The organism is Bacillus sp. SW14, assembly GCF_047608225.1.
In the GTDB taxonomy this organism is placed as follows: domain Bacteria; phylum Bacillota; class Bacilli; order Bacillales; family Bacillaceae; genus Bacillus; species Bacillus subtilis_G.
The window spans coordinates 2,754,464-2,777,575 of sequence record NZ_JBLKRW010000001.1 but is presented as its reverse complement, the minus strand read 5'-3'; the positions used below and the strand labels follow the sequence as shown (position 1 = coordinate 2,777,575).

At 41.4% G+C, this 23,112-nt stretch carries 25 protein-coding genes and 1 pseudogene; 19 read left to right on the top strand and 7 right to left on the bottom strand.

What is annotated here, in order from left to right:
* Nucleotides 1-120 precede the first annotated feature (120 nt).
* Together ACMX2I_RS14255 and kinA are read left to right on the top strand one after the other, a co-directional pair.
* Entirely contained in the window at nt 121-2,241 is a 2,121-nt protein-coding gene (locus tag ACMX2I_RS14255; RefSeq protein WP_414957269.1) for a peptidoglycan D,D-transpeptidase FtsI family protein, read from the top strand.
* Between the two features lie 161 nt (nt 2,242-2,402).
* Complete coding sequence (kinA, locus tag ACMX2I_RS14250; RefSeq protein ID WP_202328613.1) at nt 2,403-4,223, top strand: sporulation histidine kinase KinA; 1,821 nt, start codon at nt 2,403-2,405, stop codon at nt 4,221-4,223.
* A gap of 9 nt (nt 4,224-4,232) precedes the next feature.
* Here kinA and ACMX2I_RS14245 read toward each other — a convergent pair whose 3' ends face one another.
* Nucleotides 4,233-5,414, bottom strand: a complete 1,182-nt coding sequence (locus ACMX2I_RS14245; protein ID WP_087991016.1) for an aminotransferase A — start codon at nt 5,412-5,414, stop codon at nt 4,233-4,235.
* A 200-nt stretch (nt 5,415-5,614) separates the two neighbouring features.
* On the bottom strand, nt 5,615-5,776 hold the full coding sequence (locus ACMX2I_RS14240; protein WP_414957268.1) for a hypothetical protein: 162 nt from the start codon (nt 5,774-5,776) through the stop codon (nt 5,615-5,617).
* 206 nt (nt 5,777-5,982) lie between these two features.
* Here ACMX2I_RS14240 and cheV point away from each other — a divergent pair, with 206 nt between their 5' ends.
* Nucleotides 5,983-6,894, top strand: coding sequence for a chemotaxis protein CheV (gene cheV, locus ACMX2I_RS14235; RefSeq protein WP_087991018.1), 912 nt, complete (start codon nt 5,983-5,985; stop codon nt 6,892-6,894).
* Nucleotides 6,895-6,936: 42 nt separating this feature from the next.
* Here the strand turns inward: cheV and ACMX2I_RS14230 are convergent, their stop codons facing one another.
* From ACMX2I_RS14230 to ACMX2I_RS14215, 4 genes are all read right to left on the bottom strand, one after another.
* Nucleotides 6,937-7,401, bottom strand: a complete 465-nt coding sequence (locus ACMX2I_RS14230; protein WP_087991019.1) for a YkyB family protein — start codon at nt 7,399-7,401, stop codon at nt 6,937-6,939.
* A gap of 124 nt (nt 7,402-7,525) precedes the next feature.
* Complete coding sequence (locus ACMX2I_RS14225; RefSeq protein ID WP_414957267.1) at nt 7,526-8,818, bottom strand: MFS transporter; 1,293 nt, start codon at nt 8,816-8,818, stop codon at nt 7,526-7,528.
* Between the two features lie 75 nt (nt 8,819-8,893).
* Nucleotides 8,894-9,388: a L,D-transpeptidase family protein gene (locus tag ACMX2I_RS14220; protein WP_414958339.1), complete on the bottom strand. Its 495-nt coding sequence runs from the start codon at nt 9,386-9,388 to the stop codon at nt 8,894-8,896.
* A gap of 57 nt (nt 9,389-9,445) precedes the next feature.
* Complete coding sequence (locus tag ACMX2I_RS14215) at nt 9,446-10,306, bottom strand: metallophosphoesterase (RefSeq protein ID WP_414957266.1); 861 nt, start codon at nt 10,304-10,306, stop codon at nt 9,446-9,448.
* A 144-nt stretch (nt 10,307-10,450) separates the two neighbouring features.
* Between ACMX2I_RS14215 and fadH the strand changes: the two genes are divergently transcribed.
* From fadH to ACMX2I_RS14145, 14 genes and pseudogenes are all read left to right on the top strand, one after another.
* Nucleotides 10,451-11,215: a 2,4-dienoyl-CoA reductase gene (fadH, locus tag ACMX2I_RS14210; RefSeq protein ID WP_414957265.1), complete on the top strand. Its 765-nt coding sequence runs from the start codon at nt 10,451-10,453 to the stop codon at nt 11,213-11,215.
* Between the two features lie 63 nt (nt 11,216-11,278).
* Nucleotides 11,279-12,502, top strand: coding sequence for an EAL-associated domain-containing protein (locus tag ACMX2I_RS14205; RefSeq protein ID WP_087991023.1), 1,224 nt, complete (start codon nt 11,279-11,281; stop codon nt 12,500-12,502).
* Between the two features lie 281 nt (nt 12,503-12,783).
* Nucleotides 12,784-12,953: pseudogene (locus ACMX2I_RS14200) on the top strand (manganese catalase family protein); the annotation flags it as partial.
* A 351-nt stretch (nt 12,954-13,304) separates the two neighbouring features.
* Nucleotides 13,305-13,544: a YkuJ family protein gene (locus tag ACMX2I_RS14195; RefSeq protein ID WP_003218671.1), complete on the top strand. Its 240-nt coding sequence runs from the start codon at nt 13,305-13,307 to the stop codon at nt 13,542-13,544.
* Nucleotides 13,545-13,654: 110 nt separating this feature from the next.
* Entirely contained in the window at nt 13,655-14,173 is a 519-nt protein-coding gene (locus ACMX2I_RS14190; protein ID WP_087991024.1) for a ribonuclease H-like YkuK family protein, read from the top strand.
* A gap of 133 nt (nt 14,174-14,306) precedes the next feature.
* A complete protein-coding gene (abbA, locus tag ACMX2I_RS14185) occupies nt 14,307-14,504 on the top strand; it encodes an AbrB antirepressor AbbA (RefSeq protein WP_010886502.1) in 198 nt (65 codons plus the stop codon).
* Nucleotides 14,505-14,642: 138 nt separating this feature from the next.
* Nucleotides 14,643-15,086, top strand: coding sequence for a cyclic-di-AMP-binding protein CbpB (gene cbpB / locus ACMX2I_RS14180; RefSeq protein WP_010328502.1), 444 nt, complete (start codon nt 14,643-14,645; stop codon nt 15,084-15,086).
* Nucleotides 15,087-15,232: 146 nt separating this feature from the next.
* Nucleotides 15,233-16,114: a transcriptional regulator CcpC gene (gene ccpC, locus ACMX2I_RS14175; protein ID WP_087991026.1), complete on the top strand. Its 882-nt coding sequence runs from the start codon at nt 15,233-15,235 to the stop codon at nt 16,112-16,114.
* A 111-nt stretch (nt 16,115-16,225) separates the two neighbouring features.
* Nucleotides 16,226-16,702, top strand: coding sequence for a flavodoxin (locus ACMX2I_RS14170; protein ID WP_289347054.1), 477 nt, complete (start codon nt 16,226-16,228; stop codon nt 16,700-16,702).
* Nucleotides 16,692-17,585, top strand: coding sequence for a WD40/YVTN/BNR-like repeat-containing protein (locus ACMX2I_RS14165; protein WP_414957264.1), 894 nt, complete (start codon nt 16,692-16,694; stop codon nt 17,583-17,585). Before ACMX2I_RS14170 ends, ACMX2I_RS14165 begins: the two co-directional genes overlap by 11 nt.
* A 15-nt stretch (nt 17,586-17,600) precedes the next feature.
* Complete coding sequence (locus tag ACMX2I_RS14160) at nt 17,601-18,056, top strand: flavodoxin (RefSeq protein WP_414957263.1); 456 nt, start codon at nt 17,601-17,603, stop codon at nt 18,054-18,056.
* Between the two features lie 104 nt (nt 18,057-18,160).
* Nucleotides 18,161-18,871 carry a 2,3,4,5-tetrahydropyridine-2,6-dicarboxylate N-acetyltransferase gene (dapD, locus tag ACMX2I_RS14155; RefSeq protein WP_087991030.1) on the top strand — a complete coding sequence of 237 codons (711 nt, stop codon included), beginning with the start codon at nt 18,161-18,163 and terminating at the stop codon, nt 18,869-18,871.
* A gap of 71 nt (nt 18,872-18,942) precedes the next feature.
* Entirely contained in the window at nt 18,943-20,067 is a 1,125-nt protein-coding gene (locus ACMX2I_RS14150; RefSeq protein ID WP_414957262.1) for an N-acetyldiaminopimelate deacetylase, read from the top strand.
* 61 nt (nt 20,068-20,128) lie between these two features.
* Nucleotides 20,129-20,374, top strand: coding sequence for a YkuS family protein (locus tag ACMX2I_RS14145; protein WP_087991032.1), 246 nt, complete (start codon nt 20,129-20,131; stop codon nt 20,372-20,374).
* A gap of 237 nt (nt 20,375-20,611) precedes the next feature.
* On the opposite strand, the gene ACMX2I_RS14140 is transcribed toward ACMX2I_RS14145, so the two are convergent.
* Nucleotides 20,612-21,415 (bottom strand): mechanosensitive ion channel family protein, encoded by an 804-nt coding sequence (locus tag ACMX2I_RS14140; protein ID WP_414957261.1) that lies wholly within the window; start codon nt 21,413-21,415, stop codon nt 20,612-20,614.
* 242 nt (nt 21,416-21,657) lie between these two features.
* Between ACMX2I_RS14140 and ahpA the strand changes: the two genes are divergently transcribed.
* Both ahpA and ACMX2I_RS14130 read left to right on the top strand, forming a co-directional pair.
* Nucleotides 21,658-22,200, top strand: a complete 543-nt coding sequence (gene ahpA, locus ACMX2I_RS14135; RefSeq protein WP_087991034.1) for a biofilm-specific peroxidase AhpA — start codon at nt 21,658-21,660, stop codon at nt 22,198-22,200.
* A 68-nt stretch (nt 22,201-22,268) separates the two neighbouring features.
* Nucleotides 22,269-22,727, top strand: a complete 459-nt coding sequence (locus ACMX2I_RS14130) for a TlpA family protein disulfide reductase (RefSeq protein ID WP_414957260.1) — start codon at nt 22,269-22,271, stop codon at nt 22,725-22,727.
* Nucleotides 22,728-23,112: the final 385 nt, after the last annotated feature.

Here is a 23,112-nt window from a genome sequence, read left to right as displayed (position 1 = left end):
ATATGCTTTTATATTGACAGCTTTTTTTATCCCTTTTTGCTGTAACAACTATTACAAAGGTGTTACAATTAATCTCAGTATATGTAAATATATTGAATGATTTGAGAGGGGTAACCAGAAGTGACTGAAATAGGACGTGAACCAAAGAAAAAGAGCAAAGGAAACAGAGCCATCAGAATGAACCTTTTTTTCCTTGCTGTCTTTCTTCTATTCACTGCATTAATCTTTAAGCTTGGCGTTGTTCAAATTGTTGAAGGCGAACAGCATGAACAAGACGCTGAGATAGCAAATGCAAAAACAGCGTATTATCCCGCGCCTCGAGGGAAGATGTATGACAGAAATCAGAAAGTTGCTGTCGATAACCAGAGCGTACCTGAAATTGTCTATGTTTCAACATCGAGCACAAAAACAGAGGATAAAATCAAAACAGCGAAGAAGCTTGCTGCTTTCATTCATATTGATACTGAATTTTTGAAGGATAGAGATTTGCGTGATTACTGGACCGCATCCCATCCGAAAAAAGCTGCCGCTCTGCTTAAGGAATCTGAAAGCGATCTAAAAGGGGCTGAGGCTTACAAGCTCCAAATTGAGCGTGTTTCGGATGAAGATTTGAAGGCTATTCAGCGAAATGACGAAGAAATGGAAAGCGCAGCGATATATACAAGGTTTTCAAGCGGTAATGCTTACGAACCTCAAATCGTAAAGGCGATGAACCCAAATGAAAGCAACAGCAATGGAAAAAACGGAACGCTGCTTGATGAGAAGAAAAGCTCCAGCCAAAGACCAAAAAATGACTTAACATATGATGAAATTTCAATTGTTTCTGAGCATTTAGAAGAGCTTCCGGGGATTGACATCGTAAACGATTGGACACGAAAATATCCTTATGACAAAACCCTCTATTCCGTTTTCGGAGGCGTCACAACACCTGAACAGGGCCTGCTGAGCGACCGGAAAGATTTCTACTTAACAAGAGGCTATGCGAATAATGACAGAGTGGGGAAAAGTTATTTAGAGTATCAATATGAAGACTACTTAAATTCCCATAAAGAAAAAGTGCAATACGTAGAAGACAATAAAGGAAATGTCGTCAGCCAAAAAACCATTGATAAAGGCAGCAGGGGATATGATCTTCGGCTTTCTTTCGATATGGAGCTCCAGGCAAAGATAGAAAAGATTATTGAAGAAGAAGTGAGAAACAGCCGTGCACGCGGAAACTATATGCTTGACAGAGCCTTTGGCGTGATGATGGACCCGAATAACGGCGATATTTTGTCGTTGGCAGGAAAAAAGATAGATTTAGAAACAAACAAAATTGAAGATTATGCGATTGGTGCCTTTACAACTCAATATGAAATGGGATCAGCAGTCAAGGGCGCAACCGTACTTGCAGGTTATCAAGATGGTATACCGCATTATAAATATTTTGTTGATACACCTCTGTATTTTGCAGGTAACAACAAACCGAAAAAATCCTATACCAACATGGGAACGATCAATGAATTAACCGCTTTGCAAAAAAGCTCTAACGTATATATGTTTAATGTCGCCATGCACATTGCAGGTGTAACATATAAGCCGCATGGACCTCTGCCTGCTGATCAGAAGGATTTGAATAAAATGAGAAATTATTACAGTCAGTTTGGCCTGGGTGTAAAGACAGGTATTGATCTGCCGCAGGAATCAGCCGGTATGCAAACCACGCCTGAAACTGTAGGGGGGTTAATTTTAGACTTGGCAATCGGCCAATACGATACATACACACCGCTTCAAATGGCGCAGTACATCTCATCCATTGCCAATGGAGGCTACCGTATTCAGCCAAGAATTGTTACAAGTGTTCATGAGCCCAGCAATAAAGACGGCCTCGGAAAAACAATTGAACAACGAAAGCCAAATATTCTCAATAAAATTAACAATACAGACAGTGACATACAGCAGGTAAAGACCGGAATGAAATTAGTTACCGCTTCAGGGACTGCTAAAAATACGTTTACAGAAGATGTTTCTGGAAAAACAGGAACAGCGGAAACATTTTACTACGGCACGAACCGTAATTGGTGGGGGAAAAAAACATATAACCTAACTTTTGTAGGCTATTACCCGTCGAAAAATCCAAAAGTGGCTTTCAGTGTTGTTGTACCTTCTGTAGCAAACGACCACGATCCAATTAACAAACTCATTGCCAAAAGAGCTATTCACGCTTACGCAGAGCTCGAAAAGAAACACAATAAAAAGTAAAAAGAGGGTGCACATCTGAAAGATTGTGCGCCCTTTCATTTATTCAAAAATTGACGTTCACTATAAGAATAGAAGGAGAATACTCATTTTCTAGCGAATCATACTAGGTAAAAGTCAATCTGTATATGTGAAACAAGATGATCATGCAAAGGAGGGATTCTGTGGAACAGGATACGCAGCATGTTAAACCATTTCAAACAAAAACCGATATTCATGCAGTCTTGGCCTCTAATGGACGTATCATTTATATATCTGCCAACTCCAAACTGCATTTGGGCTATCTCCAAGGAGAGATGATCGGATCATTCCTCAAAACGTTCCTGCATGAGGAAGACCAATTTTTAGTTGAAAGCTATTTTTATAATGAACATCACCTGATGCCGTGTACCTTTCGTTTTATAAAAAAAGACCATACAATTGTGTGGGTGGAGGCTGCGGTAGAAATTGTTACGACAAGAGCTGAGCGGACAGAACGGGAAATCATTTTGAAAATGAAAGTTCTTGAAGAAGAAACAGGCCATCAATCCCTAAACTGCGAAAAACATGAAATCGAGCCTGCAAGCCCGGAATCGACTACATATATAACGGATGATTATGAGCGGTTAGTTGAAAATCTCCCGAGTCCGCTATGCATCAGTGTCAAAGGCAAGATCGTCTATGCAAACAGCGCAATGCTTTCAATGCTCGGAGCGAAAAGCAAGGATGCTATTATTGGCAAATGGTCCTATGAATTTATTGAAGAAGAATATCACGATATCGTGAAAAACAGGATTATACGAATGCAAAAAGGAATGGAAGTCGGAATGATTGAACAGACGTGGAAAAGGCTTGATGGCACACCTGTTCATTTAGAAGTGAAAGCGTCCCCGACCGTCTACAAAAACCAGCAGGCTGAACTGCTGCTGCTGATCGATATCTCTTCAAGAAAAAAATTCCAAACTATCCTGCAAAAAAGCCGTGAACGATATCAGCTGCTCATTCAAAATTCAATCGATACCATTGCGGTGATTCATAATGGAAAATGGGTGTTTATGAATGAGTCGGGAATTTCACTGTTTGAAGCGGCTACCTATGAGGATTTAATTGGCAAAAACATATATGATCAGCTGCACCCTTGCGATCATGAGGACGTAAAAGAGAGAATTCAAAACATCGCCGAGCAAAAAACAGAATCAGAAATTGTCAAGCAATCCTGGTTCACCTTCCAGAACAGGGTCATTTATACGGAGATGGTCTGCATTCCGACGACCTTTTTTGGTGAAGCGGCTGTCCAAGTCATTCTTCGGGACATTTCTGAGAGAAAACAAACAGAAGAATTGATGCTGCAATCGGAAAAATTATCAATCGCAGGGCAGCTCGCGGCGGGAATCGCCCATGAGATCCGCAACCCGCTGACAGCGATCAAAGGATTTTTGCAGCTGATGAAACCGACAATGGAAGAAAATGAACATTACTTTGATATTGTGTTTTCTGAACTCAGCCGCATTGAATTAATACTCAGTGAGCTTCTCATGCTGGCGAAACCCCAGCAAAATGCCGTTAAAGAATATTTGAACCTGAAAAAATTAATAGGTGAGGTCTCGGCCCTGCTGGAAACGCAGGCAAATTTGAATGGCATTTTTATCAGAACCAGCTATGAAAGAGACAGCATTTATATAAACGGAGATCAGAATCAATTAAAGCAGGTATTCATTAATTTAATTAAAAATGCGGTTGAATCAATGCCTGATGGGGGAACAGTAGACATTATCATAACTGAGGATGAGCATTCTGTTCATGTCACTGTCAAAGATGAAGGGGAAGGCATACCTGAAAAGGTGCTGAACCGAATTGGAGAACCATTTTTAACGACAAAAGAAAAAGGCACGGGGCTTGGACTGATGGTTACATATAATATCATTGAAAATCATCAGGGAGTCATCCATGTAGACAGCCAGCCGGAAAAAGGCACAGCGTTTAAAATTTCATTTCCAAAAAAATAAAACAACGGCTTAAACGCCGTTGTTTATCGTCTGCATGGATTCCCGTTTTTTTAATACAAATATTTCTAAGCGGTCCAGCCCTTCTCTTAGCGTGTCCAGCGAGTATGCGAAAGACAGTCTCACATATCCTTCACCATACTTTGAGAATGAGCTGCCCGGCACGAGTGCCACACCAGCATCCTCCAAAAGAGCCATACTAAAATCAAATGAAGACATTCCAAATGATTTAATAGAAGGGAAGATATAAAACGCGCCTGACGGTTTGACAACGTCAAGTCCCATGGAAACAAGGCGGTCATACACATAGTCCAGACGTTTTTTGTATTGTTCCCTCATAATCAGGGCGTCGTCAAAGCCGTTTGTCACAGCTTCAAGCGCGGCTTTTTGAGAAATCGATGACGCACATGACACATTGTATTGATGAACCTTTAAAATGTGCTTTGCAATGTTTTTCGGCGCGAATAAAAATCCAATTCTCCAGCCAGTCATGCTGTGTGATTTTGACAAGCCGTTAATGACAATCGTTTGATCCCGCAAATGCGTAGCAATGGAGTAATGCGGTCTGTCATATGTTAATTCACTGTATATTTCATCAGACAATACGAAGACATTTCTGCCTTTTAAAAGGGCGGCGATGCTTTTCAGCTCTTCATCAGATAAAGTCACACCGGTAGGATTTGACGGATAAGGAAGCACGACACACTTGGTGTTAGGAGTCAGAGCATCTTCAATCAGGCGGGCAGTAAGCTTAAAGCCATGTGACCTGGTATCAACAATAACAGGCTTAGCGCCGCACAAATTGATAATAGGTTCATAGCCTGGATAAATCGGGCCTGGCATAATCACTTCATCACCAGGCGATAAAATCGTCCGGAATGCAGCATCAATGGCTTGACTTGCGCCTGTTGTGATGATGATTTCAGATTCAGCATCATAGTTGAAATCCGCTTTTTTCTTCATATAAATCTGTACTGCTTGTCTCAGCTCAAGATAGCCGGCGTTCGGAGTATATGACGTCACGTTTTCATCAATGGCTTTTTTTGCGGCAGCTTTCACATGATGCGGCGTAAAAAAATCAGGCTGGCCGATTGTAAGTGAAATGACATCTTCGTGTTGAGCTACAAGATTTGAGAATTTGCGTATTCCTGAAATTTCAATCTCTCTTGCTTTCGGATTCAGCAAATGTTCCATAATTCATCACCTTAACAAATATAATGAGTTTATCCTATTTTACCACTAGCTGACCATTTGTCATCTTTTTAGCCGATATATTTCGATTGTATGCACCTTTTTTCTAAACATACCTTTCTTTACAGAAAAAAGAAGACAACCAGCGCTTTGATTGTCTTTATTGTATCATGTTCTATTATTGTTTATATGTGCCGATTTCATTAATAACCATAATCAAAATGAAGGTCTTTTTGCCAAATCATATACGGGGGATGCTCTTCTTGAAGGTCAGCTGATTTTTTCTTCATATCCAGGTAAGTCTCTTCACTGATATCTTCTAAAACAGTCATTTCATTTACTTTAAATATTACTAAGGTACCCATTATTTACACCCTTCTTTGGAAAAATCCTTGACTATTTTATCACTGCTAGTTGGAAAGTCAATGGTTATTAGGAAAAAAGTTTCTTTTTTTAAGAAACGCGGCAAGACGCTATCCGAATCCGATTTTGAAGAGCGATGCCATTCACTTTTTACAATTTACGCCGATATATACAGTACAATACTGAATGCGAATAGCGAGGGATTGAAGTGTCGTTACAACAATACGAGATTTTATTGGATTCTGGTACAAATGAATTAGAAATTGTGAAGTTTGGCGTGGGCGATAATGCTTTCGGAATTAACGTCATGAAGGTAAGAGAAATTATTCAGCCAGTCGAGGTGACAACAGTGCCTCACTCCCATCAGCATGTAGAAGGCATGATTAAGATCAGAGGAGAAATTCTCCCTGTGATCAGCCTCTTCTCATTTTTTGGAGTTGAGCCTGATGGATCAAAAGACGAGAAATATATCGTGACTGAATTTAATAAACGGAAAATTGTTTTCCATGTCGGCTCTGTTTCTCAAATTCACAGAGTATCCTGGGAAGCAATTGAAAAGCCGACATCGTTAAATCAAGGAATGGAGCGGCACCTTACCGGAATTATTAAGCTTGAAGACTTGATGATCTTTTTGCCTGACTATGAAAAAATTATTTATGACATTGAATCAGACTCAGGTGTGGATACGTACAATATGCATACCGAGGGCTTCGATCAAAGAAGAGCTGATAAAAAGCTTATCATTGTAGAGGACTCACCGCTTTTGATGCGTCTTTTGCAGGATGAGTTAAAAGAAGCAGGGTACAACAATGTTTCTTCGTTTGAAAACGGAAAAGAGGCTTATGAGTACATTATGAACCTTGCTGAAAACGAAACGGATTTATCAGAACAGATTGATATGATCATCACTGATATTGAAATGCCAAAAATGGACGGACACAGGCTCACAAAGCTGTTGAAGGAAAATCCGAAAAGCTCAGAAGTTCCGGTTATGATTTTCTCATCGTTAATTACCGATGATTTGCGTCACCGCGGAGAAGTCGTTGGCGCAGATGAGCAAATCAGCAAGCCTGAGATCAGTGATTTGATTAAAAAAGTGGATACGTATGTTATCGAATAAATAAAAACAGCCGATGCCCGAAGGGGCACGGCTGTTTTTATTTTAAAAGTAACTCTCGCCGAGTTTTTTAAAGACGGGTTTATGATAAGCTGGCTGCTGGCGATTTGTCACAAGCGGCTTTTCTTTCATGCCGACATATTCTTGCAATAGGTGTTTCGCCTTTGTTAAAGACATTTGAGCTTTAGGATTTCGGTACGACTGATTAAGTGTACCTAAATGCGGAAGATGTTCGAAGTCTTCTTTAGTTGGAGGCATGTGAAAATAGTAGTCTCCGATTGAGATAAGCACGTCCGATTGCTGTTGGCTGAACCTTGGATTTTTTGAAAAATGAAGCCCTATTTTCTTTCCTTTACCTTCTTTGACAAGCTTTTGCAAAGCCCGTTTTTTCAGCAGATATAGGTATTTAGGGTTGGGGGCGGTTTTTGCATGGCGGTTCACTGTGTAAACTGCTTTTGAAAGATTTTCTACGGTTGGCTGCAGATCTTTCGTATATGCATGGTCGTCCATTATTTCTCTCCTTTGCTCTTATCAAGTTCTATATGATTAGATTATACTTTTTTAAAGTTGAAATGCAAATATTGATTGTAAAAATGCGCTTTTTTCTGAGAAAAAAGCGCATTTATAACCTATATTATACAGATCTTACTTTCTTTTTGGGCTGCTCTTGAAATGCTTCTTGAACATTCACTTCCACAGCCTGTGCACTGTATTTTGGCAGTGCAACAAAATAAAAAATAAAAACAATCAAGGTGATAACGCCCATGCCGTAATAAAGATAATCAATGTTTGAAACGAACTTAGGGAATAACAGCGCAACTAAGCCGAGTGTCAGAGACTGTGCAAACATCATAAAAGGGTCCTGCAAGCCGCTTACACGTCCCATCAGCTTAGGATGAACAATCTTTGGCATCCAGCCTCCGATAGCAATGTTGACCGGTCCTATGCACATTCCCAGGGCAAAAGATGCCGCGTAATACACCCATAAAACATTTGTATAGCCGAGGACGAAAATCAACAAACCCGCAATGAAAATCGGTATCGACATTAAAAAGTGAGGTTTCACTTTTTTTGAGATGATTGTGCCGATAACACTTCCCGCCAGCAGCCCAAAACCGAGTGCGATCGTAAATACAGACGTATGCCATTCATAACGGTCAGGCGCCAATCCATATTTCATTGTAAACATCGGCAATACGGCGAATCCCCCGTTGACAAATCCAAAAATGAAGAAGCCGAAAATCAGAGATGCCAGCAGTTTGTTTTTTGAAATATAGAGAATGCCTTCCCTAAAATCATTTATTGAATCTTTAACAGAAGCTTTTCTCCAGCTGAATGCACCATTTGGCTGTCGGGCTTCCTTTGGAATTCGGCAGCTGCGGATCAGGAGCCCGGAAATGATAAAGCTGACAAAATCGAGAATAATGGCGCCTTCAATGCCGATTGTGTTGTACATAAAAGCACCTATTCCGACTCCGAACACCATAAAAATACTAAAAAGCATCTGATTAAGCCCAGCCGCTTTCGCATAATGCTCCTTGGGCAGAATGGCTTGTACCAAACTGTTTTCTGCCGGAAAGAAAAACTTTGTTACAGCGCTTCTGACAAATAAAATACAGAAAACAAGAGGAATATTGCCGGTAAATAAAGTGAAAAAAAGGACGACAGTCAGGCCTGCTCTAATCCAATCGCAGTTTTCCGCTACCTTTTTTCTGTCAAACCGGTCTGCGACGACTCCCACGATCAGAAATACAAATACGGTCGGGAGAGAATACATCAGCTCTGCCAAGGTCGTATATGAAGGCTGGCTGCTGAAGCGGTCCAGCAAGAAAAAAGCAAATGCCATGTTGCCTACTGTCGTGCCCATTTGAGAAGCGAGTGCTGCGAAAAATAGACGAACAAAATTACGATTTTTAAATATATCCATAAAAACGCTCCTTACCCTAAAGGTCCCACTTTATCATATTATAAACCGCCTGTTTTTGAAACAAATAAGAAAACATTACCGGTTAATGGTGACTCTTGTTCCGTTTGGCACAATTGAAGCGAGTTCGATCACGTCTTTGTTATGCATGCGAATGCAGCCTTTAGAGACAGCCTTGCCAATCGAAGAGGGATTATTCGTCCCGTGTATTCCGTAGTGCTGCTTAGAAAGGCTTAGCCAATAGGCGCCGAATGGGCCGCCGGGATTGCGCTGCCGATTAATAATATAAAACTCGCCAGTCGGTGTTTGGGTCAGTATTTTACCGACCGCAATCGGATAGGTTTTGATTGTTTGATCATTCTGGAAGAGCGTAAGGGTCTTCGCACCGATTGAGACTGATATATGATATGGAATCGTATTAGGGTCCGGCAGCCCGGGGATGGCAATGGACTGTCCCGCAGTGAGCCCTGCCTGCAGTGACGGATTAGCCTTGAGCAATGCAGCGGGGCTGATTCTGAAATCAGCCGCGATGCTGTTTAGTGTTTCACCTTGCTTTACTTGGTACGTAAGCAGTTTCCTCATCCTCTCTTTTTTACTTATAGGTATTGATGAGGAGCCCATCCTGCTACATTAATTTGCGCTTTTTAAGGTAAAGACAGTGATTTCAGGCTTGGCTAGAAACCGCAAAGGCAGTCTGGTCATCCCGAGGCCTCGGTTTACGTAAATATGAGTGCTGCCTGTTTGATACATTCCCTCTGTGTAGACCTTTCCATAAGGAGGTGTAATAATCGGGCCATAAAAAGGAAGCTGAATCTGGCCGCCGTGTGTATGTCCGGAAAGCTGAAGATTCACCGGATAGCCTGTTGTTTTTAACGCTGCATCAGGCTCATGGACGAGCAGAATAGAAAAAAGTCTGTCGCTTAGCCTTGAAAGGATGCCTTCATAGTCCGGGCTTCCTAGCATTAAGTCATCAAGTGACGCAATCTCGATTTCGCTGCCATCTGTAAGCGACAATGTTTCATACCCATTGCGGTATACCGTAAAACCGCCGGCCGTCATCAGGCTTTTGTAAACGGCAGTTCCATAGCCTCCGTGATCATGATTGCCGTAAACACATAACTTGCCAAAGGGCGCATATAGTTTTCTCAGTAATGGAATGACTGCCTGATGTTGCTGGTACGTATCAGGATTATCGATGATATCACCTGTAAACACAATGAGATCAGGTTTAGATTCATTAATTGACTGGATAACAGTCTTTAAATCTTCAAGAGTAAAAGAATCACTCAAGTGTGTATCACTAAACTGCACGATTTTAAAACCGTCAAATCCGTGCGGGATGAGAGAGCTTTTGATTGTGTGTTCGGTTGTCTCGATCATATGCGGCTCCAGATATCTGGCATAGCCGTATCCGCCGCCGGCCGCTAAAGCCCCGGCAGCAAGAGCGCCGAACGTTCCTTTCAAAAATTGCCTTCTGGACATCTTTTTCATTTTCAAACCAACCTTTAATAGAGTTTTTCTATTATATCATCTGTATCTTGAAAAAATCTCATGTGAGCATGTACTGACAGAGGCAGGCATATAATGATAGAATAATATTGAATGAATACTCATTCATGACAAAGGGGGAGAAACATGGAAAAAAAGACGGTTATTATTACCGGCGGGTCAAGCGGCATGGGAAAAGCAATGGCAAAAAAACAGGCTGAATTAGGCTGGTACGTTATGGTGACAGGGAGGAACGAGGAAGCACTTGCAGAAACGAAAAGAGAAATTGAGACCTTTGAGGGACAGGTCGCCTGTTTTCAAATGGATGTCCGTTCTGATTCAGCCGCTTCAGACATGATGACAGAAGCGATAAAAACCTTTGGCCGGCTTGATGCGCTGATTAACAATGCGGCCGGAAATTTTATTTGCCCGGCAGAAAAGCTGACACCAAATGGATGGAAAGCCGTTATTGAGATTGTTTTAAACGGCACATTCTTTTGCAGCCAAGCTGCAGCCAGACATTGGATCGAGCAGCAGCAGAAGGGTGTCATTTTAAATATGGCCGCCACATACGCTTGGGGAGCGGGGGCGGGGGTCGTCCATTCCGCTGCAGCCAAAGCAGGGGTATTGTCACTGACTAGAACGCTGGCCGTGGAGTGGGGGAGCCAATACGGAATCCGCACAAACGCAATAGCCCCCGGTCCTATTGAACGAACAGGCGGTGCGGAGAAACTATTTGAATCGGAAAAAGCGATGACCCGTACCATGAACAGTGTACCGCTCGGCCGGCTGGGCACACCGGAGGAAATCGCCGCATTGGCTGCGTTTTTGCTTTCTGACGAAGCATCTTATATAAACGGGGATTGTATCACAATGGATGGAGGGCAATGGCTGAATCCTTATCCGTTTTAAAGCATATTAATCTTTGGATTCAATGTGGTATAATCAGACAAAGATAGAGAAGCAGGTGATAACATGTTGGATCCACTTGATATTTTAACGAACATTGATGATGTCCTTCCATATTACCAGGCGATTTTCAGTGCCGAGGAACAGAAGATCATCGGATATGAGGTGCTTGGACGAATTCTGGCAGATTCGGAAATCCAAAGTCTCGGTCCCTTCTTTTTAGACGCTGGGATACCCGAAGAATATAAATTAGAGGTTGATAACAGAATTATCCGCCAAGCTCTTGACTGCTTTTTAGAGGCGGATTCTGATCTGCTGATTTTTATGAATCAGGATGCCAATCTGCTGATGCTTGATCATGGTGAAAGCTTTCTGGAGCTTTTGAAAGAGTATGAAGCAAAGGGAATCGAACTTCATCGTTTTGTGCTTGAAATTACGGAGCACAATTTTGAAGGGGATATGGAACAGCTCTACCATATGCTTGCCTACTATCGTACATACGGAATTAAAATCGCAGTTGATAACATCGGGAAAGAAAGCAGCAACCTGGACAGAATCGCACTGCTTTCACCAGATCTGTTAAAAATCGATTTGCAGGCGCTGAAAGTATCACAGCCGTCACCGTCATATGAGCATGTGCTGTACAGTATATCTTTATTAGCGAGAAAAATCGGTGCGGCGCTGCTGTTTGAAGACATTGAAGCGAACTTCCAGCTTCAGTACGCTTGGAGAAATGGAGGCCGCTATTTTCAGGGGTATTACTTGTTGTCTCCATCTGAAAAGTTTCTAGAGAGAGATGTATTGAAGCGAAGACTTAAGACTGAATTTCACCAATTTATTACACATGAGAAAAAGAAGCTTGAAACCGTCCATGAGCACTCTGAACAGTTTTACAAACGAGTGCATCAAGCTGTGACATCTTTAAGAAAAAACAATCTGTCTTCTGATGATGACTTTATTAAAAAGCTGGCGGAAGAGCTGACAGATTGCAGCTTTAGAATTTACATGTGTGATGAAGAAGGCGATCAGCTGACGGGAAATGTGTTTAAACAAGATGGAGAATGGATTTACCAGCCGGAATACGCGGAAAAGAATTGGAGCTGGCGTCCTTATTTTCTGGAGAACATTATGAGAATGAGAAATCTCAGAAAAGGGTTTTTCAGTGATCTGTACAGTGATTTGGAAACAGGTGAAATGATCAGAACGTTTTCGTATCCGATGGATGACCAGATGTATTTATTTATAGACTTGCCCTATTCTTATTTATATGAGCAGGATGGGTTGATTTAAGCGGCTGAAAGGCCGTTTTTTTATTAAATTGAAAAAAATATGTAAAAACGATTGACATTGATACTGATAATCATTATCATTTGTTTATAGAGAGAACCTACTCTCTGTTCCCCAACCCCTCTATCAGATCAAGATCCGAAAAAGCTTGGCGCTACCCCCGCCAAGTTTTTTTTATTTACCAAAGCATAAGACAATCCACTGAAACAATAAATCTTACTAGTGGAAAACGTTGAACGCCGGAGGAACAGAAATGGTAATTAGGAGCTGCGGGCTGTTGCTTTGATTTTCCCGCGCCCGAACACCCCGATGCCAATGCGGCAGCGGCCGTGCAAGACCTGTTAGGAGGAGAATTTCGCCGTGATGCCCACGCTGAATCATTCCATGTTCCAGTCGTTTAACTTTCGAAGCAAGAAGACATGAAAAACTGTTTTACGATCTCGTATCTCCAGTATGACGGGTCCAGGAGTTTAACCAAGAAGGACTCCAAAAGGGCGGGCCGATTTCAGATTTCAGAGAACGCCGGAGGAATTTGCATCAGGAATATCAAAAGAAAATGTTTAGGAAGTTGCAAATAGGCTTTTTGATTCTGCGGGTATATCAAAAAAATCATAATTGTGTGCATGACATTCAAAAAAAGCCTCAAACTAATTAAAAATAGTTTTTTTCACTTTTTTTCTTTTCTTAAATTCAGCAGGGAAAATGCCATCCTGTCCGACTTTATGGTATGATGCTCAATAGAACTTGTATTATAATAAATACTTGTTGATTTGAAGTTGCTTTTTGAAAGGAGTCTTTTTTTAGAATGTCACAATTAATGGGTATCATCACACGGCTGCAAAGTCTGCAAGAAACAGCGGAAGCGGCTAACGAGCCAATGCAGCGTTATTTCGAAGTAAATGGTGAGAAAATATGCAGTGTTAAATATTTCGAAAAAAATCAAACGTTTGAGCTGACGGTTTTCCAAAAAGGTGAAAAACCTAACACATATCCGTTTGATAATATCGACATGGTTTCCATCGAAATCTTTGAACTTCTTCAGTAAGATTCCTGAAATAGGGGGAACCAGTTCCCGCTTCTGCAAAAAGTAATCGCAATAAACGATAAGGAACATACTTGTTTCATGGTTGTAAATCCTTGAAAAGGAGTGTCGGCATGGCTGATTCTTTTCTGTTTTATAATCTTTCAGAAGCACAGATGACCTTTCAAGATGTGATGGAACGGCTTAAAGCCTTTATTCGAAAGGACCCCCGTTCCTCCTATGTGTTATCTATTGGAACTGATTCACAGGTTTACCGCGATTACACAAAGTTTATTACCGCATTGCATTTGCATCGTACAGGCAAGGGAGCTTGGGGCTGCTTGAAAAATCATACAGTCGACAGACCCATACATAGCCTTCGGGAGAAGATTTCGTTAGAAACGGCGTACAGCCAAGAAACGGCCGCTTATATTCTTGATGGACACTTAATGGATATTACCGATCTGCTCCTGCCCTTTACCGGTGAGGGAGCGGATCTTACCTTTGAGGTCCACTTGGATATTGGGAAAAAAGGGCTTACAAAAGAACTGATTCAAGAAATGACAGGACGCATCACTTCCATGGGGATAGAGGCAAAAATTAAACCGGATTCATACACTGCCTTCAGCTATGCAAATCGTTTCACAAAATAATTCCGGCTGAAAAGCCAAGGGAATTGTCGAATTATGCGGTTGACGTTTGTTTTCTGATTACTTATTCTAGCGGTAGAGCTGAAAGTAAGTTGTCTTGCTTTCAGAGGTATTCAGTATAAAACAGGGGGCCTGATTGCGAATGAGTCTTATCGGTGAACGATTTACAGAAGAAGAACAAAAACTTCTGCTGAATATCCTGATCAACCATGAGTATGCTATCGAGCTTTTAAGCAGTGAAATCAACGATATAGAGACAGGAACCAAAAACGTTGACGGAACCACCTACAAAAAACTTGTAACACTATACGACCGATTTCGATTTGAAAATTAATGGAGCACTCTATAATTGATACTCGTATAAAGAGTATCTTTTTTATTGAAAGGAAACTTTTCGACAAATATTGATAAAGCTTATATTATTGTAGTATAGGGAATGTATTGTTGATGAAAATGAAAAGGGGTCGAAAACATGATAAGCTTACAATCAGACCAGCTTCTTGAGGCAACAGTCGGACAATTTATGATTGAGGCGGACAAAGTAGCGCACGTTCAAGTCGGCAACAACCTTGAGCACGCGTTATTAGTGTTGACAAAAACCGGATACACAGCCATCCCGGTTCTAGATGCTTCCTATCGTTTACATGGTTTAATCGGTACAAATATGATTATGAACAGCATTTTTGGGCTTGAGCGAATTGAGTTTGAAAAGCTTGACCAGATTACGGTTGAGGAAGTTATGCTGACAGACATTCCGCGTCTCCATATAAATGATCCAATTATGAAGGGATTCAGCATGGTCATTAATAACGGATTTGTCTGTGTTGAAAATGATGAACAGGTGTTTGAAGGGATTTTCACGAGAAGAGTGGTATTAAAGGAGTTAAATAAACACATACGATCATTGAATAAGTAGGCTTTGCGGCCTATTTTCATTATATTGGCAGAGCAACAAAGAAAGCGCATACATATTTTAAACCGGAAAAGGACTTGAATCAGCCCCAGAGAGTTTATTAGAATGGGAGATAAGAAAAACTTATTGATCATACAAAGGAGGACGACATGCAGCTTCAAGAGCTTCATATGCTCGTAGTTTTAGCTGAGGAGTTAAATATGAGAAAGGCGGCGGATCGGCTTTTTGTATCTCAGCCGGCTTTATCTCAGCGTTTACAAACGATTGAAAAGGCGTGGGGCACAAAAATCTTTTTACGGTCTCAAAAAGGTTTAACGGTAACCCCAGCCGGTGAGAAAATCATTCAGTTTGCGAATGATGCAACGTTAGAGCAGGAAAGAATAAGAGAAAATATTGATGAGCTCGAAGGTGAAATTCACGGCACATTGAAGCTTGCTGTCGCCTCAATAATCGGCCAGCATTGGCTCCCTAAAGTCCTGAAGACGTATGTGGAAAAGTACCCGAACGCAAAGGTCTCGCTTATTACCGGCTGGAGCAGCGAAATGCTGAAAAGTTTATATGAGGATCAGGTTCATATCGGCATTATAAGAGGAAACCCTGAGTGGAAGGGCCGTAAAGATTACTTAATGACAGATCACCTGTATTTAGTGGACACTGAAATTTCCTGCATCGAAGATATTGCCCATACAGAACGGCCGTTTATCCAGTTTAAAAGTGACAGCACTTATTTTCAGGAAATTCAGCACTGGTGGCATCAAAAATTTAAAACGTCGCCAAAACAGACGATATTGGTTGATCAGATTGAAACGTGCAAACAGATGGCGCTGCATGGAATCGGTTATGCCATTTTGCCGTCAGTTACTCTTCAAAACGAAGATAAAGTCAATAAAATGCCTCTGTTAGACACAAAAGAGCATCCGATTGGACGGGATACATGGCTATTAGGCTATGAACCTGCCTTTGAGCTGAAGCAAGTTCAAGCTTTTGTTCAAGTCATAAAGGATATGCTGGATCAAGAAAATCCATTTTAAAAGACAGCGATATGCTGTCTTTTTTAATTTGTGTATTGACAATGAAAATCATTATCATTTAAAGTGATACATATGATATTGAAAATCATTATCAATTAATGAGGTGATAACATGGCTAAAGCCTTGATTACATATGCCAGTATGTCAGGAAATACAGAAGACATTGCGGCTGTTATAAGAGATACATTTCAGGAATATGAGTTGGACATTGACTGCATCGAGATAGATGATGCGGATGTATCTGCTCTGACATCCTATGATTACGTGCTGATTGGCACTTATACATGGGGAGACGGCGATTTGCCTTACGAAGCGGAGGACTTTTTTGAAGAGGTCAAACAGCTTCAGCTTAATGGCTTAAAAACAGCCTGCTTCGGATCTGGCGATTATTCTTATCCAAAGTTTTGTGAGGCGGTTAATTTGTTTAGTGCCATGCTGCAAGAGGCAGGGGCTGCTGTTTATCAGGAAACTTTGAAAGTCGAACTGGCGCCTGAAACAGAGGAAGATGTGGAAAGCTGCCGAGCGTTTGCGAGAGATTTTCTTGCATGGGCAGATTATTTGAACAAGGAAAAAATCTATGTTTCATAAAGGAGCGACTGCTGTCACGGCATCGGTATTTTCTGGTTATTTTGTGGCGGTACAAAGAGAAGGCATTTTTCATTATTCTTTGGAGCAGGGCTGGAGAAAGCTTTTTCGTTTGAAAAACAAAATACATTGCATCAGTTACATAGGGCCTTACTTATTTGGCGTCGGTGAAAAGGGAACGGTGATTCGCTCGTCTGACGAAGGGAAAACCTGGACGATATCGAGTTTTCCGACAAATGCAGCAGTGTGGGCGATTACCGGCCGAAACGACGGGTTTGTCTGCGCTCATGGCAAGCATTGCATTTATGTATCGGATGATTTTGGGGTTTCGTGGCGCGTAGCCAAACCTTTTGCAGAATTTGATCACCCGCCTGTTATTCGTTCGTTGTGTCTGCACGGCGGCAGTCTTTTCATCGGCACGCAAATACACGAATATTTTGGAGGCATTTGGGCTTACGATTTTAAACGTGACACTGTCCAAATCGTTAAAAAAGAAGAAACCCGGATGACGGCATCCATGCTCGTGTTCAATGAAAATTGGCTGGTGGCGGCGATGGGTTCTGTGAAAGGAAAGCACGGTGCTGTCACTGTACGGAATATGTTGACTGACGAAGAATTCACTATCCAATCCAACATGATTAGAAAAGAAGAATCATTCCTTGATATTTCAGAGGATGATGGAATTATATATGTCACAACAACGCAAGACGAAAATGGTTATTCGAGAATTTACCAGGCTGATCTCGGAGCCAGGTCGTTGAAATGGTTCGATACCGTTAAGGGGCATGGATGGAGAGTGGCCAATCGGAAAGAGAATTTCTTTTGTGCAGGCTTGTATGAATGTAAATTTGTCCAGCCGTACGAAGTTTCAGCAATGATTCATTAGAGGAGGAAAATAGAATTGGGAAAGATTTTGCTCATTTATGCAACAATGTCAGGCAACACTGAAGCAATGGCAGATTTGATTGAGAAGGGGCTTCAAGAGGCGGAAGCGGAAGCAGACCGTTTCGAAGCGATGGATATTGATGATGCACAGCTGTTTAACGATTATGATCATATTATTATGGGAACCTATACGTGGGGAGACGGAGATCTGCCTGATGAATTTTTAGACCTTGCTGAAGACATGGATGAGATTGATTTTTCCGGCAAATCGTGTGCTGTATTCGGTTCCGGTGATACTGCATATGAATTTTTCTGCGGAGCAGTTGATACGCTCGAAGCAAAAATAAAAGAACGCGGAGGCGAAATTGTGCTGCCTTCAGTTAAAATCGAAAATAATCCAGAAGGTGAAGAAGAGGAAGAATTAATGGAGTTCGGGAGACAATTCGCAAAGAAAAGCGGATGCGCTGTCTAATCGCCCAATGGGAACTGCTAAAGCGGCTGTTCCTTTTTTTCTTGTCTTTGCATCTTTCCTTTGATACAGTAATGAGGTAGAAAATCAGGAGGAGGACTTTACATATGAAAATGATGGACGCAAATGAAATTATTTCATTTATTCAAAATAGTACAAAATCTACACCTGTAAAGGTTTACGTGAAGGGTGAGCTGGAAGGAATCAATTTCGGCGAATCTGCGAAAGCTTTTATCAACGGAAACACTGGTGTCGTTTTCGGTGAATGGAGCGAAATCCAAACAGCAATTGAAGAAAATCAAAGCAAAATCGAAGACTATGTGGTTGAAAATGACCGCCGCAATTCTGCGATTCCAATGCTTGACCTTAAAAATATCAAAGCGCGTATCGAGCCGGGCGCGATCATTCGTGACCAAGTTGAAATCGGTGATAATGCAGTCATCATGATGGGTGCCTCTATCAATATCGGTTCAGTCATCGGCGAAGGTACAATGATTGATATGAACGTTGTCCTTGGCGGACGAGCTACTGTCGGTAAAAACTGCCATATCGGAGCGGGTTCTGTACTTGCGGGCGTTATTGAGCCGCCATCCGCTCAACCGGTTGTTATTGAAGACGATGTTGTGATCGGCGCAAATGCCGTTGTTCTTGAAGGCGTAACAGTAGGTAAAGGAGCCGTTGTTGCTGCGGGCGCGATCGTCGTAAACGATGTTGAGCCATATACTGTCGTTGCGGGAACACCTGCTAAAAAAATCAAAGACATTGATGAGAAAACAAAAGGCAAAACTGAAATCAAACAGGAATTACGCCAGCTGTAACAAATCGTTTGATGAAAAAAGGCGTGGATGATATATCCACGCCTTATTCGTATAGGCAGGGAGGAATGAAAATGAAGAAAGAGGAGCTCATTGCAATCCGCAGAGATCTGCACCGTATACCGGAGCTTGGGTTTCAGGAGTTCAAAACCCAGCAGTATTTATTAAATGTATTGGAACAATATCCGCAAGACAGAATTGAAATTGAGAAATGGCGAACAGGGCTTTTTGTAAAGGTGAACGGGACAGCGCCGGAAAAAATGCTGGCATATAGAGCGGATATCGATGCGCTTTCCATTGAAGAGCAGACCGGTCTTCCATACGCATCAGAGCATCACGGCAACATGCACGCCTGCGGCCACGATTTGCATATGACGATTGCACTCGGCATTATTGACCATTTTATTAACAACCCGGTAAAACATGATTTGCTCTTTCTGTTTCAGCCGGCAGAGGAAGGGCCTGGCGGCGCGGAACCAATGCTTGAGAGTGATGTGTTAAAAAAGTGGCAGCCTGATATCATCACCGCACTGCATATTGCTCCAGAGCTGCCCGTGGGCACGATCGCGACAAAAAGCGGACTCCTTTTTGCGAATACATCAGAGCTTGTCATCGATCTGGAAGGAAAAGGGGGACATGCGGCCTATCCGCACTTAGCCGAAGACATGGTTGTAGCAGCAAGCACACTCGTCACACAGCTGCAAACGATCATCTCTAGAAACACAGATCCGCTGGACAGCGCGGTTATTACGGTGGGTACCATTACAGGAGGCTCGGCACAAAATATTATTGCGGAAACAGCTCACTTGGAAGGCACGATCCGCACGCTTTCTGAAGAATCGATGAAACAGGTAAAGGAACGGATTGAAGCTATAGTGAAAGGAATCGAAATCGGATTCAGCTGCAAAGGAAAAGTGACATATCCGTCTGTGTATCACCAAGTTTACAATACGAGCGGACTGACAGAAGAATTTATGTCTTTTGTTGCTGAACATGAACTGGCAACAGTAATCGAAGCAAAAGAAGCAATGACTGGAGAGGATTTTGGCTACATGCTGAAAAAATATCCCGGCTTCATGTTCTGGTTAGGTGCTGACTCTGAACATGGGCTTCATCACGCAAAGCTGAATCCCGATGAAAATGCGATAGAAACAGCGGTTAACGTTATGACAGGTTATTTTTCTGTTTATGCCAATTAAGTACAAATGAAAGAATAAAATTCCAAGAAATGAGCACTCTAGTAAGCGGAGGTGTTCAATAATGGCAAAAAAAATTGGAATTGAACAATCGTTATCAGATGTAGAAGCTGCATTAAAAGAAAAAGGATATGACGTTGTCATGATGAAAAGCCCTGACGATGCAAAAGGCTGTGACTGCTGTGTCGTAACAGGTCTTGATCATAATGTGCAAGGCATAGCCGATACGGTAACACAAGCACCTGTCATTACAGCTTCCGGGATGACTGCTGAAGAAATTTGCAGCGAAGTTGAAAGCAGAATTCAGTAAATGAAAAACCGAAGCAAAAAGCTTCGGTTCCAGATTGTTGACAAAATGCTAAAATGGTTTTCATTTTAGCATTTTGTCATCTTTTCAGCGTGATTGAAAATCTTTGAAGTCTAGGAAGGACGAGCATTGGAGCACAGCGAATGTAGGAATTCGTGAGCACCAACGCGCAGGACTGACAACGAATGCGAGGGTTTGTCGACACGCTGAAACCGAAGCGAAAAGCTTCGGTTCTTTTATTTACTCTGTTTCTTTAGGAAAAGCGTGGTCAAGAGCGGTTTTTATTTCCTTTCGAAGCACTCGCTCGACTCGCCACTGCTCCATATTTTCTGTTTTAGCAATGACTCTGATCACAATTTCGGAAGTACCCAGTTCTTGAATCCCGATCACATTAGGTCCTTCTTTTATTTGCGGAAGAGCGGCTGCCGTTTCATCGCATACTTGCTGTAAAATGTGAATCGTTTCATCAATGTTTCTTTCAGCCGGCACTTTGATATCAACCAGTGCCTGCATGATTCCCCGGGAATGATTGCTTACGTTTGTAATGTTTCTATTTGGGATGTAATGCAGTGTTCCGTCAAAGCTGCGGATTTGAGTTGTTCTTAAGCCAACCTGTTCGACAATCCCGTCAAAGGTGGAAACCGTAATATAATCTCCGACATCCAATTGTTTTTCAAGCAGAATAAAAAAACCTGTCACAATGTCGCTGACAAGCCCTTGAGCGCCAAATCCAACAGCCAGTCCAACAATCCCTGCTCCCGCTAAAAGAGCGCTTGGATTGTAATGAAACAAATCCAGAACCATGACGAAGAATATAAAAATCAATATGTATGAAAATATGTTAAGAGTCAGACTTTGGAGCGTATATGCACGTCCTTTAGACAAGCTGTTCTGCTCCTCGAATTTTGCAAACAGATGCTTAATAATTTTCATGCTAAATGATCGAACAATAAAGTAGAGAAAGATCATAATGACGAGTTTAACGAGCAGAACACTGGCATTTGTAATAAGTCCCGCCCAATCGTATTGTTTAATAAAATCCATGTTGGAGCTCCTTTTCTGAAGTGATTGCTGCGTATTGAGATTTGTTACCCCATGTTTGACCATGTTAAACTGTTTATTCAAAAATGTCCCATCCAAAGATATCTATAATTTGTTAAAAATTGACTCGAAAAATCTGCTCCTTTATAATGGGCATTGTGATGTTATTAACGAAATATGGGTAAACACCCTTTATTATCATGTGATTCCGGCTTTAAGCCAAACTATAAATTGGAGGGATACATATGGCAGAGCGTATGGTAGGTAAACAAGCTTCTCGTTTTGAAATGGAAGCAGTCCTTGCAAGTAAAGAATTTGGCAAAGTAAGTCTTGAGGAAAACATGAAAAACGACAAATGGACAGTGCTGTTTTTCTATCCAATGGACTTCACTTTCGTTTGTCCGACGGAAATTACAGCAATGTCTGACCGCTATGACGAATTTGAAGATCTTGATGCAGAAGTAATCGGAGTTTCAACTGATACTATCCATACTCATTTGGCGTGGATTAATACGGACCGTAAAGAAAATGGTCTTGGCCAGCTGAAATATCCGCTTGCGGCTGATACTAACCACGAGGTATCCCGTGAATATGGCGTTTTAATTGAAGAAGAAGGGGTGGCTCTGCGCGGATTGTTTATTATCAATCCTGAAGGCGAGCTCCAATATCAAACTGTTTTCCATAACAACATTGGCCGGGACGTTGATGAAACGCTACGTGTTCTACAAGCGCTGCAAACTGGCGGACTCTGTCCGGCCAACTGGAAACCGGGCCAAAAAACACTTTAATTCTTTCTAAGAAGGAAAAAAGGTCTAACATATTCGTTAGGCCTTTTGTTTAATAGGAGGGTAAAGCAATGAAATTACGTCAGCCAATGCCTGAATTGACTGGAGAAAAAGCTTGGTTCAATGGTGAAGTAACGAGAGAGCAATTGATCGGAGATAAACCGACACTTATTCATTTCTGGTCCATCAGCTGCCATCTATGTAAAGAAGCGATGCCGCAAGTGAATGTATTTCGTGATCAATATCAAGATAAACTGAACGTTGTAGCTGTGCATATGCCTCGTTCCGAGGATGACCTTGACCTCGGCAAAATTAAAGAAATAGCTGATGAACATAATATCACTCAGCCGATTTTTGTCGACAGTGATCATGCTTTAACTGATGCATTTGAAAATGATTATGTGCCTGCATACTATGTGTTTGATAAATTAGGACAGCTCCGTCACTATCAAGCTGGCGGGAGCGGGATGAAAATGCTTGAAAAACGTGTGAACCGCGTTCTGTCTGAAACAGAACAGGATTCTGAATAATTCTTCATAAAAGACCTGATCTCATCAGGTTTTTTTATTTGTACAAGAAAGTAATCGGAAAGGTAAGAAGCTTATTTTTCCAAATATGGGCATAGTGAAAGGTGATTTATTGGATTGATACGCTAAAAAACAGCTGATTTTTTATGTTTTTCCACAATTTTAGATAAATTTCATATGCAATAACTCGAAAATTGTAGATAATACACTAAATTTCATTAAAGAAGTAAGTAAAATATATATTTTCAACATTATACCAAATGAACTTAAAAGACGCTTAATCCCTTGAGAATAAAGGACTCTTTTGAAAAGTTGATTTTTTTCAGAAAATAAGGAATTTTTCATAGAGTAAATATAATAGTAAAATGCTAAAATAATAGTTGATAAA

Bases quoted from the DNA above. Each gene is read 5' to 3' on its own strand.
- ACMX2I_RS14140 (WP_414957261.1), bottom strand. From the start codon at position 21,415: ATGGATTTTATTAAACAATACGATTGGGCGGGACTTATTACAAATGCC.
- ACMX2I_RS14230 (WP_087991019.1), bottom strand. From the start codon at position 7,401: ATGGACGACCATGCATATACGAAAGATCTGCAGCCAACCGTAGAAAAT.
- ACMX2I_RS14225 (WP_414957267.1), bottom strand. From the start codon at position 8,818: ATGGATATATTTAAAAATCGTAATTTTGTTCGTCTATTTTTCGCAGCA.
- ACMX2I_RS14170 (WP_289347054.1), top strand. From the start codon at position 16,226: ATGGCTAAAGCCTTGATTACATATGCCAGTATGTCAGGAAATACAGAA.
- ACMX2I_RS14240 (WP_414957268.1), bottom strand. From the start codon at position 5,776: ATGGGTACCTTAGTAATATTTAAAGTAAATGAAATGACTGTTTTAGAA.
- ACMX2I_RS14205 (WP_087991023.1), top strand. From the start codon at position 11,279: ATGTTGGATCCACTTGATATTTTAACGAACATTGATGATGTCCTTCCA.
- ACMX2I_RS14215 (WP_414957266.1), bottom strand. From the start codon at position 10,306: ATGAAAAAGATGTCCAGAAGGCAATTTTTGAAAGGAACGTTCGGCGCT.
- ccpC (WP_087991026.1), top strand. From the start codon at position 15,233: ATGCAGCTTCAAGAGCTTCATATGCTCGTAGTTTTAGCTGAGGAGTTA.
- ACMX2I_RS14195 (WP_003218671.1), top strand. From the start codon at position 13,305: ATGTCACAATTAATGGGTATCATCACACGGCTGCAAAGTCTGCAAGAA.
- ACMX2I_RS14145 (WP_087991032.1), top strand. From the start codon at position 20,129: ATGGCAAAAAAAATTGGAATTGAACAATCGTTATCAGATGTAGAAGCT.
- dapD (WP_087991030.1), top strand. From the start codon at position 18,161: ATGAAAATGATGGACGCAAATGAAATTATTTCATTTATTCAAAATAGT.
- ACMX2I_RS14130 (WP_414957260.1), top strand. From the start codon at position 22,269: ATGAAATTACGTCAGCCAATGCCTGAATTGACTGGAGAAAAAGCTTGG.
- ACMX2I_RS14165 (WP_414957264.1), top strand. From the start codon at position 16,692: ATGTTTCATAAAGGAGCGACTGCTGTCACGGCATCGGTATTTTCTGGT.
- ACMX2I_RS14190 (WP_087991024.1), top strand. From the start codon at position 13,655: ATGGCTGATTCTTTTCTGTTTTATAATCTTTCAGAAGCACAGATGACC.
- cbpB (WP_010328502.1), top strand. From the start codon at position 14,643: ATGATAAGCTTACAATCAGACCAGCTTCTTGAGGCAACAGTCGGACAA.
- ACMX2I_RS14245 (WP_087991016.1), bottom strand. From the start codon at position 5,414: ATGGAACATTTGCTGAATCCGAAAGCAAGAGAGATTGAAATTTCAGGA.
- fadH (WP_414957265.1), top strand. From the start codon at position 10,451: ATGGAAAAAAAGACGGTTATTATTACCGGCGGGTCAAGCGGCATGGGA.
- ACMX2I_RS14150 (WP_414957262.1), top strand. From the start codon at position 18,943: ATGAAGAAAGAGGAGCTCATTGCAATCCGCAGAGATCTGCACCGTATA.
- ahpA (WP_087991034.1), top strand. From the start codon at position 21,658: ATGGCAGAGCGTATGGTAGGTAAACAAGCTTCTCGTTTTGAAATGGAA.